This window comes from Rossellomorea sp. KS-H15a (assembly GCF_024195245.1).
In the GTDB taxonomy this organism is placed as follows: Bacteria; Bacillota; Bacilli; order Bacillales; family Bacillaceae_B; genus Rossellomorea; species Rossellomorea vietnamensis.
On record NZ_CP096886.1, the window covers coordinates 2,620,613 to 2,634,763 of the forward strand.

15 protein-coding genes are annotated in these 14,151 nt (G+C 41.3%); 13 read left to right on the plus strand and 2 right to left on the minus strand.

Annotation, left to right across the window (positions count from 1 at the left end; genetic code table 11):
- The first annotated feature begins 216 nt into the window (after positions 1-216).
- From M1J35_RS13290 to M1J35_RS13305, 4 genes are all read left to right on the plus strand, one after another.
- A complete protein-coding gene (locus M1J35_RS13290; protein ID WP_254651428.1) occupies positions 217-1,266 on the plus strand; it encodes a M14 family metallopeptidase in 1,050 nt (349 codons plus the stop codon).
- Between the two features lie 172 nt (positions 1,267-1,438).
- Positions 1,439-2,209 carry an alpha/beta hydrolase gene (locus M1J35_RS13295; protein ID WP_224520125.1) on the plus strand — a complete coding sequence of 257 codons (771 nt, stop codon included), beginning with the start codon at positions 1,439-1,441 and terminating at the stop codon, positions 2,207-2,209.
- Between the two features lie 120 nt (positions 2,210-2,329).
- Positions 2,330-3,004, plus strand: a complete 675-nt coding sequence (locus tag M1J35_RS13300) for a Type 1 glutamine amidotransferase-like domain-containing protein (protein WP_224520124.1) — start codon at positions 2,330-2,332, stop codon at positions 3,002-3,004.
- A 34-nt stretch (positions 3,005-3,038) separates the two neighbouring features.
- Positions 3,039-3,779, plus strand: a complete 741-nt coding sequence (locus M1J35_RS13305; RefSeq protein WP_224521096.1) for a class I SAM-dependent methyltransferase — start codon at positions 3,039-3,041, stop codon at positions 3,777-3,779.
- A gap of 90 nt (positions 3,780-3,869) precedes the next feature.
- On the opposite strand, the gene M1J35_RS13310 is transcribed toward M1J35_RS13305, so the two are convergent.
- On the minus strand, positions 3,870-4,685 hold the full coding sequence (locus tag M1J35_RS13310) for an STAS domain-containing protein (protein WP_224520123.1): 816 nt from the start codon (positions 4,683-4,685) through the stop codon (positions 3,870-3,872).
- Between the two features lie 312 nt (positions 4,686-4,997).
- Here M1J35_RS13310 and M1J35_RS13315 point away from each other — a divergent pair, with 312 nt between their 5' ends.
- The gene (locus tag M1J35_RS13315) at positions 4,998-5,573 is read left to right on the plus strand and encodes a GNAT family N-acetyltransferase (RefSeq protein ID WP_254651429.1); all 576 of its coding nucleotides are present in this window, start codon (positions 4,998-5,000) and stop codon (positions 5,571-5,573) included.
- Between the two features lie 82 nt (positions 5,574-5,655).
- Positions 5,656-6,477 carry an MBL fold metallo-hydrolase gene (locus M1J35_RS13320; RefSeq protein WP_061810262.1) on the plus strand — a complete coding sequence of 274 codons (822 nt, stop codon included), beginning with the start codon at positions 5,656-5,658 and terminating at the stop codon, positions 6,475-6,477.
- Between the two features lie 182 nt (positions 6,478-6,659).
- Here M1J35_RS13320 and M1J35_RS13325 read toward each other — a convergent pair whose 3' ends face one another.
- Positions 6,660-7,205: a GNAT family N-acetyltransferase gene (locus tag M1J35_RS13325; protein ID WP_254651430.1), complete on the minus strand. Its 546-nt coding sequence runs from the start codon at positions 7,203-7,205 to the stop codon at positions 6,660-6,662.
- A gap of 299 nt (positions 7,206-7,504) precedes the next feature.
- Here M1J35_RS13325 and M1J35_RS13330 point away from each other — a divergent pair, with 299 nt between their 5' ends.
- The 7 genes from M1J35_RS13330 to M1J35_RS13360 all read left to right on the plus strand — a co-directional run bounded on the left by M1J35_RS13330 (position 7,505) and on the right by M1J35_RS13360 (position 14,145).
- A complete protein-coding gene (locus tag M1J35_RS13330) occupies positions 7,505-7,771 on the plus strand; it encodes a CD3324 family protein (protein WP_224520120.1) in 267 nt (88 codons plus the stop codon).
- A 154-nt stretch (positions 7,772-7,925) separates the two neighbouring features.
- Positions 7,926-8,564: a FusB/FusC family EF-G-binding protein gene (locus M1J35_RS13335; protein ID WP_254651431.1), complete on the plus strand. Its 639-nt coding sequence runs from the start codon at positions 7,926-7,928 to the stop codon at positions 8,562-8,564.
- 162 nt (positions 8,565-8,726) lie between these two features.
- The gene (gene rlmN, locus M1J35_RS13340) at positions 8,727-9,797 is read left to right on the plus strand and encodes a dual-specificity RNA methyltransferase RlmN (RefSeq protein ID WP_034759748.1); all 1,071 of its coding nucleotides are present in this window, start codon (positions 8,727-8,729) and stop codon (positions 9,795-9,797) included.
- A gap of 158 nt (positions 9,798-9,955) precedes the next feature.
- Positions 9,956-11,002 (plus strand): ArsR/SmtB family transcription factor, encoded by a 1,047-nt coding sequence (locus M1J35_RS13345; protein ID WP_254651432.1) that lies wholly within the window; start codon positions 9,956-9,958, stop codon positions 11,000-11,002.
- Between the two features lie 13 nt (positions 11,003-11,015).
- Positions 11,016-12,242: an MFS transporter gene (locus M1J35_RS13350; protein ID WP_254651433.1), complete on the plus strand. Its 1,227-nt coding sequence runs from the start codon at positions 11,016-11,018 to the stop codon at positions 12,240-12,242.
- Between the two features lie 111 nt (positions 12,243-12,353).
- The gene (locus M1J35_RS13355; protein ID WP_254651434.1) at positions 12,354-13,718 is read left to right on the plus strand and encodes an NAD(FAD)-utilizing dehydrogenase; all 1,365 of its coding nucleotides are present in this window, start codon (positions 12,354-12,356) and stop codon (positions 13,716-13,718) included.
- Positions 13,719-13,842: 124 nt separating this feature from the next.
- Positions 13,843-14,145 (plus strand): hypothetical protein, encoded by a 303-nt coding sequence (locus M1J35_RS13360; protein ID WP_254651435.1) that lies wholly within the window; start codon positions 13,843-13,845, stop codon positions 14,143-14,145.
- Positions 14,146-14,151 lie beyond the last annotated feature (6 nt).

Sequence of the window (14,151 nt, forward strand, 5' to 3'; positions counted from 1 at the left end):
TTTTTTTGTGGAATACAGGCAAAGAGATACTGAACCATTCGTCTCGCTTCAATAGTTTGACAAAAGTAAACATTTTTTGAAAATGATAGGACTGATTATCTATACGACATTCCGGAACTCGGTCCCATTGTTTCATTTTAATAATTGGAAAAGGGTTTCGATCTTTTAACCTCTAATTAGTATGAGGGAGACGAAATATATGAGGAGGAATACATAATGAAGAAGAAACTAATGATTGGTGCTCTTTCAAGTGTGTTGGTGGCGTCAGGAATATCCTACACTGCCCCGGGAGTATCGGTTCTTGCGGATGGCCCAGATTATAAAGGAAACGAGACGATTAAAAACGAGCGTCTTCATAGTTACGAGGAAATGGCGAACATGCTGCAACATTTGGATCAGAAATCAGATGCTCTATCACTGGAAGTGTTCGGACAGTCTGTCAAAGGCAGAGATCTTTATCTGGCAAAATTCGGGAACAATGAGGATAATCCAACAGTCCTTTATTTAACTCAGCAGCACGGAAATGAAACATTGACGACTGAAGGAGCTCTTCAGTTTATCAAACAGCTGACATCGAACTCAAAAGAAGTGAAGGAATTGTTAGAAAACGTGAACATACTGGTTGTTCCCCGCTTAAATGTAGATGGGGCAGAAGGAGACGTGGATTTTTCGTTGGATGATTATGTGGCGGGCACTCACACACGATACAATGCGAATGGGGTGGATTTGAATCGTGATCATGTCGATCGAAATCAGCCTGAAACGAGGGCTCTTCATGAAAACGTCCTCCAAGAATATATGCCCGATTACATGATTGACCTTCATCATCAAGGTGCAGAAACCACTCTCGGAGATACAGACGAGCTTGTCTCCGGTTCCATTTTATACCCGACTAATGAAGAAGTAGATCCCGAAGTCGTAGAAAAATCAAAGCAGCTTGGTGCAGTCTTATATAACACGGTTGAAAGCCGCGGATTCGGGACCCTCTCTAAATACATTGGCGGTTCCGCTCAAACGATTAGCCGAAATGGACTTGCGGCTGAATACGGGATTGCGACCCTCCTTTTTGAGATGAGGGGGATGGCTGATCACTATAGAGAGGATTATGTCCTCGGGCAGAAGAGCAATGGATATCTTATAAAGCAGGCGGTCATTAGTTTAGAGGCGACGGCAAAGGCGATTGCTGATGGCTCCATTGAAGAGGTGGATACGTCTTTCTGGGATACGCTCCCTGAAAGCTCATATAATCGAAGTGAAAGTGAATAAGGAATGTTTATCGGGTGCACTTCTTTAGAGAAGATGCACCTTTTTAATGGATTGGACATGAATTATCTGACTACTTCATTCCCTTTCTCTTTTTTTACATTCCGAAATATATAGACCCATATTCTACTATTCATGGTACACTTTACATAAAAACATTAGAGGAGTTAAACGTATGTATGAGCATTTTGAAGTAAACATAACACCTTTAAATCGTAAGAGAACAGTACGTGTTTATTTACCAGATGATTATCATGAAATGGAAACCAAAAGGTACAAAGTACTTTACATGCATGATGGGCAAAATCTTTACCGGGACGAAGATGCTGGATATGGAATGGCATGGAGAATCGGAGAGTATCTAGATAAGGAAAAGGTGGATCTTATTGTAGTAGGGATTGACTGCAATGATGGATTAAAAAGGTTGGACGAATATGGGCCGTGGGAAAGTACGGAAATGACTGATGTGTTTTCAGCAGATCGCACATCGATAGGGGGAGAGGGCAAGGAGTATATCGAATTTATCGTAAATGAATTAAAGCCCCTCATCGATCGTACATACCGGACGAATCCTGAAGAAACAAGTATGGCTGGAAGTTCAATGGGTGGACTGATATCGACCTATGCCGCGTGTAAGTATCCTCATATTTTTAAAAAAGTAGCATCTATTTCATCTGCTTATTGGTTCAATCAATTGGAAATCGAGGAATTGATCAAAGAGAGTGATCTATCACAGGTGAAACGTTTTTACATTGATATAGGCACAAAAGAAAATACAGAAACCATTGATGATTTGACCTACATCGATTCAAGCAGGGATGTTTATCGTATACTTAAAGAAAAAGTTCAGGACTGCCGCTTTGAAATAATTGATGGTGCGGAGCACAACGAAATAGCATGGAGAGAAAGGGTGCCGATGATTTTTGAATACCTGTTCAAGGATTAAGAGGGACGGACCTCGAACTTTATGATAGAGGATTGAACGGACCCTGATTATTGCTATCATCAAGGAAATCAGGTTGGTGAAATTGGAGGTCCGTCCCTCCAATAGAAAGAGGTGGTTATATTGGGTGCTTTGTATCTTTCTGGCGGTGGGGATAGGGATCAGACGTTGTTGATTGATAGGGAGTTTGCAGGTGAGTTGACCGGGGGGAAGTCGTTATTATATCTGCCGATGGCTATGGATCCGGATGATATTTCGTATGAGGCGTGTTATGAGTGGATTAAGAGTGTGTTTGCACCTTTGGGGTTTCAAGACATTACAATGTGGGTGGATTTTAAGGGGAAGACCATGGCAGACCTAAAGAGATACTCTGCAGTGTATATAGGGGGTGGGAACACGTTCAGTTTAATGCATCACATTCTTCAATCGGATTTCCACGTTCACTTGTCCGCTTTCAAAGAAGAAGGCGGCATGATTTACGGCGGCAGTGCAGGTGCGATTGTCATGGGCAGTCATATAGCAACGTGCATCCATATGGATGATAATGATGTCCAGCTCAAGACGAGAGGTGGATTGTCTTTTCTAAATGACTTTTCGATATGGTGTCATTACGAGGAAGAAAATGACCCGTTGATCCATCAATTTATTCAGGCATACCGTAAGCCTGTCATAGCCCTGAGTGAAGAGACCGGTCTGAAAATCAAGAGTGGCAAAATGGAAGTACTGGGTACTAAGCCCGTCCATATTTTTGATAGGAATCTGATGAAACGGGTTTTTGAGCCTGGTCGACCTATTTGAAAGCTCATGAATAATAAGAGAAAGAAGGAGAATGATGAAGCAAAACATTTATGATAACCCCACATTTTTTGAAGGATATATGAATTTGCGCGATTCCAAAATGACCTATAATGATTTCCTAGAACAGCCTGCAATGAAAGATACGCTTCCAGATCTGAAAGGGAAAAGGGTAATGGATCTTGGATGCGGAACCGGCGGGATGTCGAAATACTGTATTGAAATGGGTGCATCAGCTGTCGTAGGGGTGGATATTTCTGAAAAGATGATCTCCAGGGCATTAGTAGAAAATAGAGACGAGAATATTACATACGTTTGCAGTCCGATTGAAGATCTATCCCTTCCATCAGAACTTTTCGATTTGATTGTAAGTTCACTCGCGATCCATTATATAGAAGACTATGAATCTTTGATCCAAAAGCTCCATTCCTTTTTAAAGCCTGGCGGGGTGTTGATCTACTCAACTGAGCACCCGGTCGTAACCGCCAGAAAGGACATGAAAAATTGGTGGCAAAATGCAGAAGGGGACCGGCTGCACTGGGCACTTGATCATTACCGGGAAGAAGGGAAACGGGAACAACATTGGTATGTAGACGGAGTGATCAAATATCACAGGACAATACCGACCTTGGTTAATGGGCTAACCGATCATGGTTTCATGTTGGAAAAGATGCTGGAGCCCCTGCCCACTAAGGAAGGGATCGATCTCATGCCAAGTTTGAAAAATGAAGAACGAAGGCCGTCATTTCTTATTATTAGATCAAGGAAAACAGACTGATCGTCTAATCTGAACGCAGGATAAGTATCTGATATACAAATAAAAAAGGACCTCAGCTTGTGATGTCCTTTTTTATCTATACAGGAGCAATTAATGTGCTTCTACTGCTTTATTAAGTGTTTGATAGACTTTAATTGTTGAAATATTAATTCCCATTTGCACAAATTCGATACTCATTTCGGGGCGCATCCCTGATAAAATTGGTTCAATTCCAAGTAATTTAAGGCTGTCAATCAGTTTCATGACCCCTTGTTGAAATAACGGATTCACTTCATACACACCGGAAAGGTCAATGATCAATTGTTGTATGGAAAGCTTTTTGCACTCGAGAAGAACATGCTCTGCCATCATTTCTCCACGAACTTCATCGACTTGACCTATTAATGGCAGTACAGCCAAGTCTGAGAAGATGGGGACGACCGGCGTAGATAAGGAAAGATATTTTTCCTCAGAGATCTTCAACTGCTCATCTGCAAATTCACTATACGCTTCACAAAAAGCGGAAATCATTGTTGTGAACGATTCGTCGATATCATGTGTAATCTCCAGAAGGATCTCTTTTGTCAGAGTTTCATCATTTTGAAGGATTACATCTTCCAATATCGCTTTTTTATACAAAGAGACTTTACTTATTGACATATTGAGAGGGATTCCTTGACCGCAAGCAAGTCTTCCAACCTCTTTTCCCCAATTCCTTGAATGACTCTCAAAGCTTTCCCCTTTCAGTAATCCATTGCCAATGAGTTCAATGAGCTGAACAAAATATGGCAGACTGTCATTTCTTCTTTCTTCGATATAGAGGTCGGGGTACGATGTTGCAAGTTTAGAGAAGATCGAGTTGGCGATTTCCCATTTTCTTTCAAACAATTGATCCCCTATGGAAGTGGTGATTGTATGGTGAGTCATTTTCATCCTCCAGTTGAATCTTTTTCCTTTAGTATAGAGTATTATGCCTATTTAGTATAGGTGAATAATAGTATACCAGGTATATTGACAAAGAGGTCGATTTTACCATATAATTTCAATAATTTATAATATTTCCAAATTAAACGATTCGATCAGAGGGTTGTTAAAATCAGACCTATATAGGAACTGTGTTGTTAAATCCATTAAGGTTGGAATCGTACGATGAAGATAACTGAGGTGGTGACTCTCGTCCGTAAGATTCAGTTCTTTTAGGAGGAGGTTTTTTTATTTAATTCAGGGGAGTGTTTAGAAATGAATACCGTATTATTTGATGTTCCTACATTGATCGAAACAGAAAGACTGGAACTAAGGATGCCTCAACCGGGTGACGGCCGTGCAGTCAATGCAGCGATCAAGGCTTCTTTATCAGACTTACAGCCGTGGCTCGGCTTCGCCCGAAGTAACCCATCTGTTGAAGAAACGGAGACGAACACCCGTGAAGCGCACGCCAAGTTCATTACCAGGGAAAGCCTAAGGTATTTGATCTTTTTGAAAGATACCAATGAATTCGTCGGTTCTACAGGTTTTCACAATATCGATTGGAGTGTCCCGAAATTCGAAATCGGATATTGGATCGACACCCGGATGAGTGGAAATGGATATATGGCTGAAGCGGTCGGGAAGCTAACCGAAATGGCTCTTAATGAGCTGAATGGAAAAAGAGTCGAGATAAGATGTGAATCGACGAATGACAAAAGCAGGGCGGTTCCTGAAAGACTCGGCTATGAATTGGAAGGGATCCTTCGAAATGAAGACCTGTCAGTTGATGGAGAACGATTAACGGATACATGTGTGTATGGGAAAATATCCGGAAGCAGAATGACATGATGGAGTGCCTTTGCAAATGCAAAGACCGTTTTATAGAATGATAATGTAATAATTTCCAATATTTCAAAAAGGAGGTTTACTTTTGCAACAATACATCTGTAAAACATGTGGAGTTCAGTATGAAAAAACATCTGAAATCCCAGAGCATTGTATGATTTGTGAGGAAGAGAGGCAATATGTCAACCCCACTGGTCAATCCTGGACCACATTGGAAAACATGAAGGCTGAATCTTTCAGAAATAAGATCATTCTGGAAGAAACTGGTCTATACAGTGTGAAAACATCCCCGGATTTTGCGATCGGACAGACTGCTTATCTCGTTCAACACGAAGGATTCAACTTATTATGGGACTGCATTTCATATCTTGATGAAGAAACAATCAGTGAGTTCACTAGATTGGGAGGGTTGGACGCCATTGCATTATCCCACCCACATTATTATTCTACTCAAATAGAGTGGGCGGAAGTTTTTGACGTACCCATCTATATTCACGAGGATGACCGGGAATGGGTGATGAGGAAAAGTGATCACATCGTTTATTGGTCAGGTGAATCTATTCATATACATAACGGACTCACCATCCATCGACTTGGTGGGCACTTCAAAGGAGGCTCCGTCCTGGAATGGGAATCAGGTTTCAATGGTAAAGGCATCCTTCTAACAGGGGACATTATCCAGGTAGTGGCAGACCGGGAGTGGGTCAGCTTCATGTACAGTTATCCCAACCTTATTCCCCTTCCGGCTTCAAAAGTAAAAGAGATCGCGTTAAAAGTGGATGAAATGAAGTTCGCCCGTTTATATAATGCCTTCCATCGGATTGTTAAGGAAAATGCACATGAAAGAGTGCAGGAGTCTGCCCAACGTTACGTAAGCGCCTTGGAAGGTACATGGTTTAAGACATGAAATTAAACCGATATTGAATGGGTTGCTTCACTGTGAGGGTGCATCTATTAAATGAGCTGCTTTGGATAAAGTCATGAACATGATCGGGGAAGAGGTAACGAGTCATATGGATTGATTAAAGCGGACAGAACATAAAACAACCGGTTTTCTTCAAAAAAACCGGTTGTTTTATTCCGTTGATTTTATGAAACCGGCCAATCTTTTTTTAACATACTATAGGTTACAAGGTCTTCATAATGATCATATAACCACTGCCCATCCCGTGTGATCCCTTCTTTTGTAAAACCTAATCGGACTGGAATCCCTATGCTTTTCTCATTGTTGAGGGCACATTGGATTTCCACCCTGTTCAGATCCAATTCGTTAAATAAATAGTTTAACAAGGAAGAAACAGCACGTGTGATGATTCCTTTTCCTTGTGCTTCTTCTGTGAGGAGGTATCCGATGCTCGTGCTCCGATTTTTCCAATCGATATAATGCAACCCGATCATACCGACCAACCTCCCATGATAACGTATCCCTGCATCAAATCCGTTGTTATCCGCATAATTCCTGATCCAAATAGGGATGACCGGCTCTAGATCCTCTGGTGATCGGCGTTTATCGACCCACAGAAGCCACGGACGAAGATGATCCCGGTTCGAATCAATCAGTTCATATAATTCCTCCTTATGGTGCTGTTGAAATAGCTCGATTGAAATCTCTTTATCTACTGTAAATGAAAACATGGGAACATCTCCTTTATAATATTTAGAAAATTATACCATGTTTGTTGATTCGTAGAACAAATTGTATGGATATAAAGGGGATTTATTTTATAATAGTAGAAAATAGTTGAAGGAGGTGGCGACATGGTAATGAGATCGATCTTGCCAGAGTCCCAAGCGTCTCATGCAAAGCCTATTATTAGAAGGCGACACTTTGCATGGGATGGTATCTAATTTGATCGCCCTGAAAGTTCATTTCTAGTAAGTCGGCTTTGCACCTTATTGACTGAATTCAGATAGAAGATAAGGAGCTGACTGAAATGAAATATGTAAAAGCGGAAAGCGTGTTACCTCAATCATTGGTAAAAGAGATCCAAAAATATGTACAGGGGGAAACCCTTTATATACCCAAACCGAAAGCGGAGCACCGAAAGTGGGGGAGCCGTTCCGGAAGCAGAAGGATCATTGATGAACGAAATGCCAACATCAAAGCCGCTTTCTCAAATGGAAAGCCGATCCAAGAATTGGCCTGTGAATATTATCTTTCAAGTGAAACAATCAAGAAAATTGTCTACAAAAAGCACTGAGTTGTATCAGTGCTTTTTTCAGTGTATAGATTAGTTCTAAAAGAAACTCTACATACCCAGAAAGCATATAAGGGTATATAGTATATAAGAGAGCACATGCGTATCTGCATGGCTGAAAAGAGTGCAAAATGTTTTAGATTTAGGAGCGATAACGATGGATCCATTTATTCGAAATGATCAATACAATTTCATTAAGTATCAAACACAGGCGCTGATTAACGGGTATTCAACCGTAAATGATCTTGGTGTTCTCGAAGCATTGAGGGGACTCGTGTACGATAAGGTGATGAATCTATTCGAAGACCTATCTCCATTGCAGAAAAAGGAACTCCAGTCGATTGTTACTATCCGTGATACAGAACAAGCAGAGGATTTTCTGATTGGACTAAAGCCATTCGTGATCCCTTTTCCTGCATTGAGTGATTCTGCAGTGAAAAAATTATTTCCTAAGGTAAAAAAGTTAAAAACACCTGCATTGGATGAAATAGAGTTAAAAGATATTTCCTATCTAGGCTGGAACGATTACGGTCAGGAAAGGAAATATATCGTTGCAGAATACGAAGGGAAGATGAGAGGGTTCAAAGGGACATTCAAAAACAGCAGCAAGAAAGGGATTTGTACGATATGTAACACGTTTGGAAGCATAGGGTTTTACCTTTCCGAATCCAAAACGTCTGCTCATGGAACCTTTGTTAAGAAGGGGAATTATATTTGTCAGGATAGTGATGAATGTAATGAAAAGCTGAAAGATAAAGAGAAATTGGATGATTTTATCCAACGGATCAATCATTAAGACCATACGCCGGGTAAAGTTCCCGGCGTATGTTTTTTTATCTTTATACTATATTACGGAATTCCAATTCTTCTCAACACTTATAAATCCCTTGAAACATTCCCATACTTTAAGTAGTATAGATAAGTAGAAAATTGTAGAGTTTCGAAATGAGGGTTTTAAATGGAAAAGAAATCCATATATGGATTAACATTAGATCAACTGACAACTTGGCTTGTTGAAAATGGACAAAAGAAATTCCGTGCGGCTCAAGTGTGGGATTGGCTATATAAAAAGAGAGTGACAAACTTTGCGGATATGAAGAATTTGAACGCTGACTGTGTTCAGCTACTGGACGATCACTTCTATCTTCACACGCTTACACAAGAGGTTAAACAGGAATCGAAGGACGGTACGATCAAATTCTTGTTTAAACTTGAAGATGGTAATCTGATCGAGACCGTTCTGATGCGTTTTAACTATGGCTTGAGTGTGTGTGTCACGACACAAGTGGGCTGTAACATCGGTTGTACATTCTGTGCAAGTGGACTCTTGAAGAAGAACCGTGATTTATCAAGCGGCGAGATTGTCGAACAGATCATGAATGTTCAACATCATTTAGATGAAGCAGGAAATGGAGAGCGTGTCAGTCACATCGTGGTGATGGGGATTGGTGAACCGTTCGATAACTACGATAATATGATGGACTTCTTCCGTGTCGTGAATGATCAGAAGGGCCTTTCCATCGGAGCGCGCCATATTACCGTTTCCACAAGTGGACTGGCTGATAAAATTTACAAATTTGCCGATGAGAATATTCAAATCAACCTGGCCGTATCTCTTCACGCACCAAACAACGAATTGCGTACAAGGATCATGAAGATCAACCGTGCGTATCCGCTCGAGAAGTTAATGCCAGCGATTGATTACTATTTAGAAAAAACAAATCGACGCATAACATTTGAATATATCTTGTTGAGTGATGTTAACGATCATAAGGAAGAAGCTCTCCAGTTGGCGAAACTACTGAAGAATAAGCGTCATCTTTCATACGTCAACCTGATTCCTTACAATCCGGTCGACGAACACAATCAATATCAACGTAGTACGAAAGAAGCCATCGTTGAATTCTATGGTACCTTACTGGAACATGGCATCAACTGTGGCGTACGTGTGGAGCAGGGGACAGATATCGACGCAGCCTGTGGTCAGTTGAGAAGTAAACAAATCAAGAAGGATAAAGTAAAATCGTAATATGTATATATGGAGCACATGAATTCCTAATTGGGATTTATGTGCTTTTTTTTATGATTTTAAAAAGTTGAAACTTTTGTTCGATTAATATTGAATTTAACATTCTATAATTATAGAATGTATCTAGAAAGAAATTTTTGGAAAAGGGGTGTTTGAATATGGATGTACTTCATATGACCAGTCGGAAGAGAGAAACATACGAGGTGAGAATCGAATCATCTCTTCTATGGGAGAGTGCTTTAGGAATTGCCGCCATCACCAACACTAGGCTCATTGATACGCTGGAAAAACCCAAAGCATCATGGGATAAATTAAAAAAGTCTCTATCTAAATCCCTGATCAGGGATTTAGATTATGTAGAAAAGAATAATACTTGGAAATCCCTTCTCCTGTTATTGCATCAAAGAGGATTTGGTTCCTTACAAGAGTTCATCACGTTTTTAGATGATTTGGAAGATGAAGAAATTAAATACCTCTGCATTCCCTACATAGGGCTTAAATTTCAGGAACTTCGAATGCTTGCATCAAAGGGTGATGTGCCATCACGGAACAGATTAAAGGACCAGACGGATGATAACCCATATTATCCAGGCTATATTGAATTCATTTGCACGACGAATGTCCACAAACTTAAGAAGCACTTAATGGGTGTAATGACCAGATGGTATGAAGAAGTGATTCTACCTGAACAAGAAACGCTATCTGCAATATTGACAAGGGATAGACAGTCAAAGGTGGAGATGAGTGAAAAGCTCAATCCCGAGGCTTTGGTGGAATGGGCCACCGGCGGCATCACCTATTTACCCGAGCCGGCTGTCCACACAGTACTCCTCATTCCCCAGTCCATTTACCGTCCTTGGAATGTCGAAGGGGATGTTGAAGGAGTCAAGGTGTTTTATTATCCTGTCGCCAACGAAAGTATCTATCCCGATGACAAGGATATGCCAAGTTATTTTCTCGTCCAGAAGCATAAGGCACTTGGGGATGAAGCCCGCTTGCGAATGGTGAAATTCTTGAAGGGGTCAGAACGGACGCTCCAGGAAATCACCAATGAACTGGGCATGGGGAAATCAACGGTCCACCACCATTTGAAAATTCTCAGATCTGCCAGGCTCGTTGAAACCCTTGATGGGAAGTATCGCCTGAAAGAGAATGCCGTTCAATCATTATCCAATGAATTGAAGCACTATTTAAAGAAGGAATAAAGGGGTGTCCAGAATGGGAGAGCGTGCGGTCAAGCTGAGTGAATGGGGAGATTTCCCACCTTTAAAGAAAAATTATCCTGTTTTCAGGTTTATGGGTGGAAATCTGATTTCATTTTTCGGAGATCAAATCTATCTAATTGCCATTCCACTTATGGTTTTATCTATAACGGGGTCACCTGTGAGCATGGGGATTGTAGCGGCACTTGAGAGATTACCGATTCTGTTGCAGCCTTTCGCAGGAGTTTTGTCCGATCGATTCAACCGGAAGCGTCTGCTGCTATTTTGCGATTTAGGGCGGTGCATACTTGTTGGGATCATCGGGATTCTATTTATTAACGGTACTTTGGAGATGTGGATGGTATATCCCTTGGTGTTTGGTATTGGATCTCTAAGTCAAATCTATAATACTTCTCAATTTGCTTCAATTCCAGGTCTGGTAAGAAGAAAGGACCTTCAAGCCGTGAATTCACTGAATTCCGGGATGTTTAATTCAGCTCTATTTTTAGCACCAGGTATAGGTGGGTTGATCATTTCTTTTTTTAATCCAGGGTATGCCCTGTTGGTGAACAGCGTCAGTTTTCTCGTCTCATTTCTTGCCATTGCAAGTCTCAGGATGAAGAGAAATGAGAGAGATTCATCAAGAGCTTCCGTATGGGGGGAGATCAAGGAGGGATTTGAATTCGTTCTAAAGACCAAACCGATTTTGTACACAAACCTTGCCATGGTATCTTCCGTATTTGGAACAACATTGTTCCTCACATTAATAGTATTTCACTTGAAAGATTCCGTGAATATGAATACGGTTATGATAGGCTGGTTGTTATCAGCTGGCGGAGTGGGTGCCATTATAGGTGCGGTGACATCTAACTTCTTTCGGAAATGGTTTTCTTATAGAAGCATATTATTTACGGCCTCTGTGGTCGGCGGACTTTCGATTCTATCTTTCGGATTGTTGGAATCGTATTTCTGGCTCGTGGTCATGAATGCAGTAGGGACCTTCTGTGCTTCAATGATGAGTCCCTGCATCATTACGATCCGACAAACGCTGGCCCCCGATCACTTATTGGGGAGGGTGCAGGCAACGAGCCGTCTTATGACGTGGGTCCTCATGCCGATTGCCGCATTTCTGGCAGGGATACTAGCAGAAGCAATGGGAACCAGCTTCACCATCGTACTTGCCGGAGCGATCTCGACACTCGCCTCCATACCTTACCTGCATCATAGCTTAAAAGATCAGTAGAGGGACGGACCTCATACGGTCATTATGGTAGGATGGGAGTAACATATTATTGATATAGACATGAAGGTTTTATTCATTATGAAATAACGCAACTCAGAAAGGGGAAAAGGGATGCAATCGAATCACCATGACATCACCATCATCGGTGCAGGAGTAAGCAGTATTTTTCTTGCTTATACCTTGATGAACCAAAATGAACATGTTTCCATCCACATGATTGATCTCGGGAAGGAACTGAGTGAACGTACATGCGGTTTAGATGAGGAAGGAACCTGTACCTGTGAAGGAGTGTGCAGTAAATACATAGGGTTTGCAGGTCTTGGAAAATCCGAGGGCAAATTTAATTATACGAATGATTTTGGCGGGGAACTTGGCAGGAAAATCGGACCGCAAAACACTCTTGATTTGATGAGGGAAGTAGACAATATTCTCTGTGAATTTGGAGGTGATAGCATACACTCCTATAGTACGAGAAATGAAGAGCTTTCAAGTAGAGGCAGTGAGGCGGGCTTGAAGGTTCTTTCCACGGAGGTCCGTCATTTGGGAACCCTTCTTTCGAGCGAGATTTTCGAGAAGATGTATAAAGTACTAAAAACCCGTGTTACTTTCAGTTTTGAAACACGTGTCGAGACCATTTCTAAAAAGGGCGGGACCTTTCACTTAACATCGACAAGCGGTCCTTTCACCACAGAAAAATTGGTGATCGGTACGGGCATGAGTGGAAGCAAATGGCTTAAGGAACAAGCAGCATCACTTGGCCTTTTTCCGGGAAAGACGCGCCTGGATATGGGGATTCGCGTGGAAATGAAAGGTGATCAGCTTCAATCCATTCTACAGGACACCTTTGAAACAAAGCTGCAAATCGAAAGGGACACATTCAGTGCCACAACTTACTGTATGAATCCACATGGGAGGATTATCCGGAAGCACCAGCATGGATTAGTGATGCCGGATGGACAAAATGCTCGAGAAGAGGATACACCGAGTGCGAACCTGAACTTCAGTTTATTTGTTCCACGTTATTTTCAATCCCATGATGAGGCAATGAAGTATGCAGGGGAGATCATAGGTGGAATCAATCAAGGACGAGGGAGGATTGTCGTACAGCGATTGGAGGACTTTAAACTCCAAAGACGTACTGAATCGTTGGAGGGGAATTTGATAGGTCCGTCCCTCGATGGGGAATGCGGAAATATGCGAGAAGAGGTCCCGGAATTGTATGGGATGGCCCTTACTGAGTTTTTAGGTTCTCTGGAAACTCTTATTGGGGAACCGATCCACCCCGATACGCTTCTGTACGGATTGGATGCGAAATTTCATGAACCTAAATTACCGACGGATGAGAATTTTGAAACGGATATATCAAATCTATTTTTGGTTGGTGATTGTTCAGGAGAAACTCATTCCCTGTCCCAGGCAGCGGCAAGCGGTGTATATCTAGGAAAATACTTCATTAGTGGTATTTCCAATAAATGATAAATTTAGAATAATTTGAAACCTTTTGTCTGTTTCTTCGTATTAGAAGATAAGAACAGGCAGAAAGGTTTTTTTAATATATTTATATTATGGCATATCATTAAAATCATGAGGGGGAAATAGGTTGTCTGACTGGGGTGTTTTGTTTCTCTTAGTTGTAATCATTATGGTCATCTTAGCCCTGACCAACATGATGGTTATGAAGATTTCAGGTAAAAATAAAAAGAAAAGAATTTGGTCAGGAATCATCTGTATAATGTTCACACCTGTGGTTTTTTTCTTGACCGGTTTATCGGTGAGTCCTTTTGATCCATATGGTTTTGGGACAGGAATGCTCATGATGATTTATGGTGCTTTATTTGCATTGAATGGGGTAGGGGTCATTGTGACTGGGCTATTTCTTGAATCAGAGAATCGTTTAGAATAGGAAGGT

What these genes read in the sequence shown, in the direction of transcription:
- M1J35_RS13315 (WP_254651429.1), top strand. Translation starts at nt 4,998, where the DNA reads ATGAATACCGTATTATTTGATGTTCCTACATTGATCGAAACAGAAAGA.
- M1J35_RS13290 (WP_254651428.1), top strand. Translation starts at nt 217, where the DNA reads ATGAAGAAGAAACTAATGATTGGTGCTCTTTCAAGTGTGTTGGTGGCG.
- M1J35_RS13335 (WP_254651431.1), top strand. Translation starts at nt 7,926, where the DNA reads ATGGATCCATTTATTCGAAATGATCAATACAATTTCATTAAGTATCAA.
- M1J35_RS13355 (WP_254651434.1), top strand. Translation starts at nt 12,354, where the DNA reads ATGCAATCGAATCACCATGACATCACCATCATCGGTGCAGGAGTAAGC.
- M1J35_RS13330 (WP_224520120.1), top strand. Translation starts at nt 7,505, where the DNA reads ATGAAATATGTAAAAGCGGAAAGCGTGTTACCTCAATCATTGGTAAAA.
- M1J35_RS13310 (WP_224520123.1), bottom strand. Translation starts at nt 4,685, where the DNA reads ATGACTCACCATACAATCACCACTTCCATAGGGGATCAATTGTTTGAA.
- M1J35_RS13305 (WP_224521096.1), top strand. Translation starts at nt 3,039, where the DNA reads ATGAAGCAAAACATTTATGATAACCCCACATTTTTTGAAGGATATATG.
- M1J35_RS13295 (WP_224520125.1), top strand. Translation starts at nt 1,439, where the DNA reads ATGTATGAGCATTTTGAAGTAAACATAACACCTTTAAATCGTAAGAGA.
- M1J35_RS13345 (WP_254651432.1), top strand. Translation starts at nt 9,956, where the DNA reads ATGGATGTACTTCATATGACCAGTCGGAAGAGAGAAACATACGAGGTG.
- rlmN (WP_034759748.1), top strand. Translation starts at nt 8,727, where the DNA reads ATGGAAAAGAAATCCATATATGGATTAACATTAGATCAACTGACAACT.
- M1J35_RS13350 (WP_254651433.1), top strand. Translation starts at nt 11,016, where the DNA reads ATGGGAGAGCGTGCGGTCAAGCTGAGTGAATGGGGAGATTTCCCACCT.
- M1J35_RS13325 (WP_254651430.1), bottom strand. Translation starts at nt 7,205, where the DNA reads ATGTTTTCATTTACAGTAGATAAAGAGATTTCAATCGAGCTATTTCAA.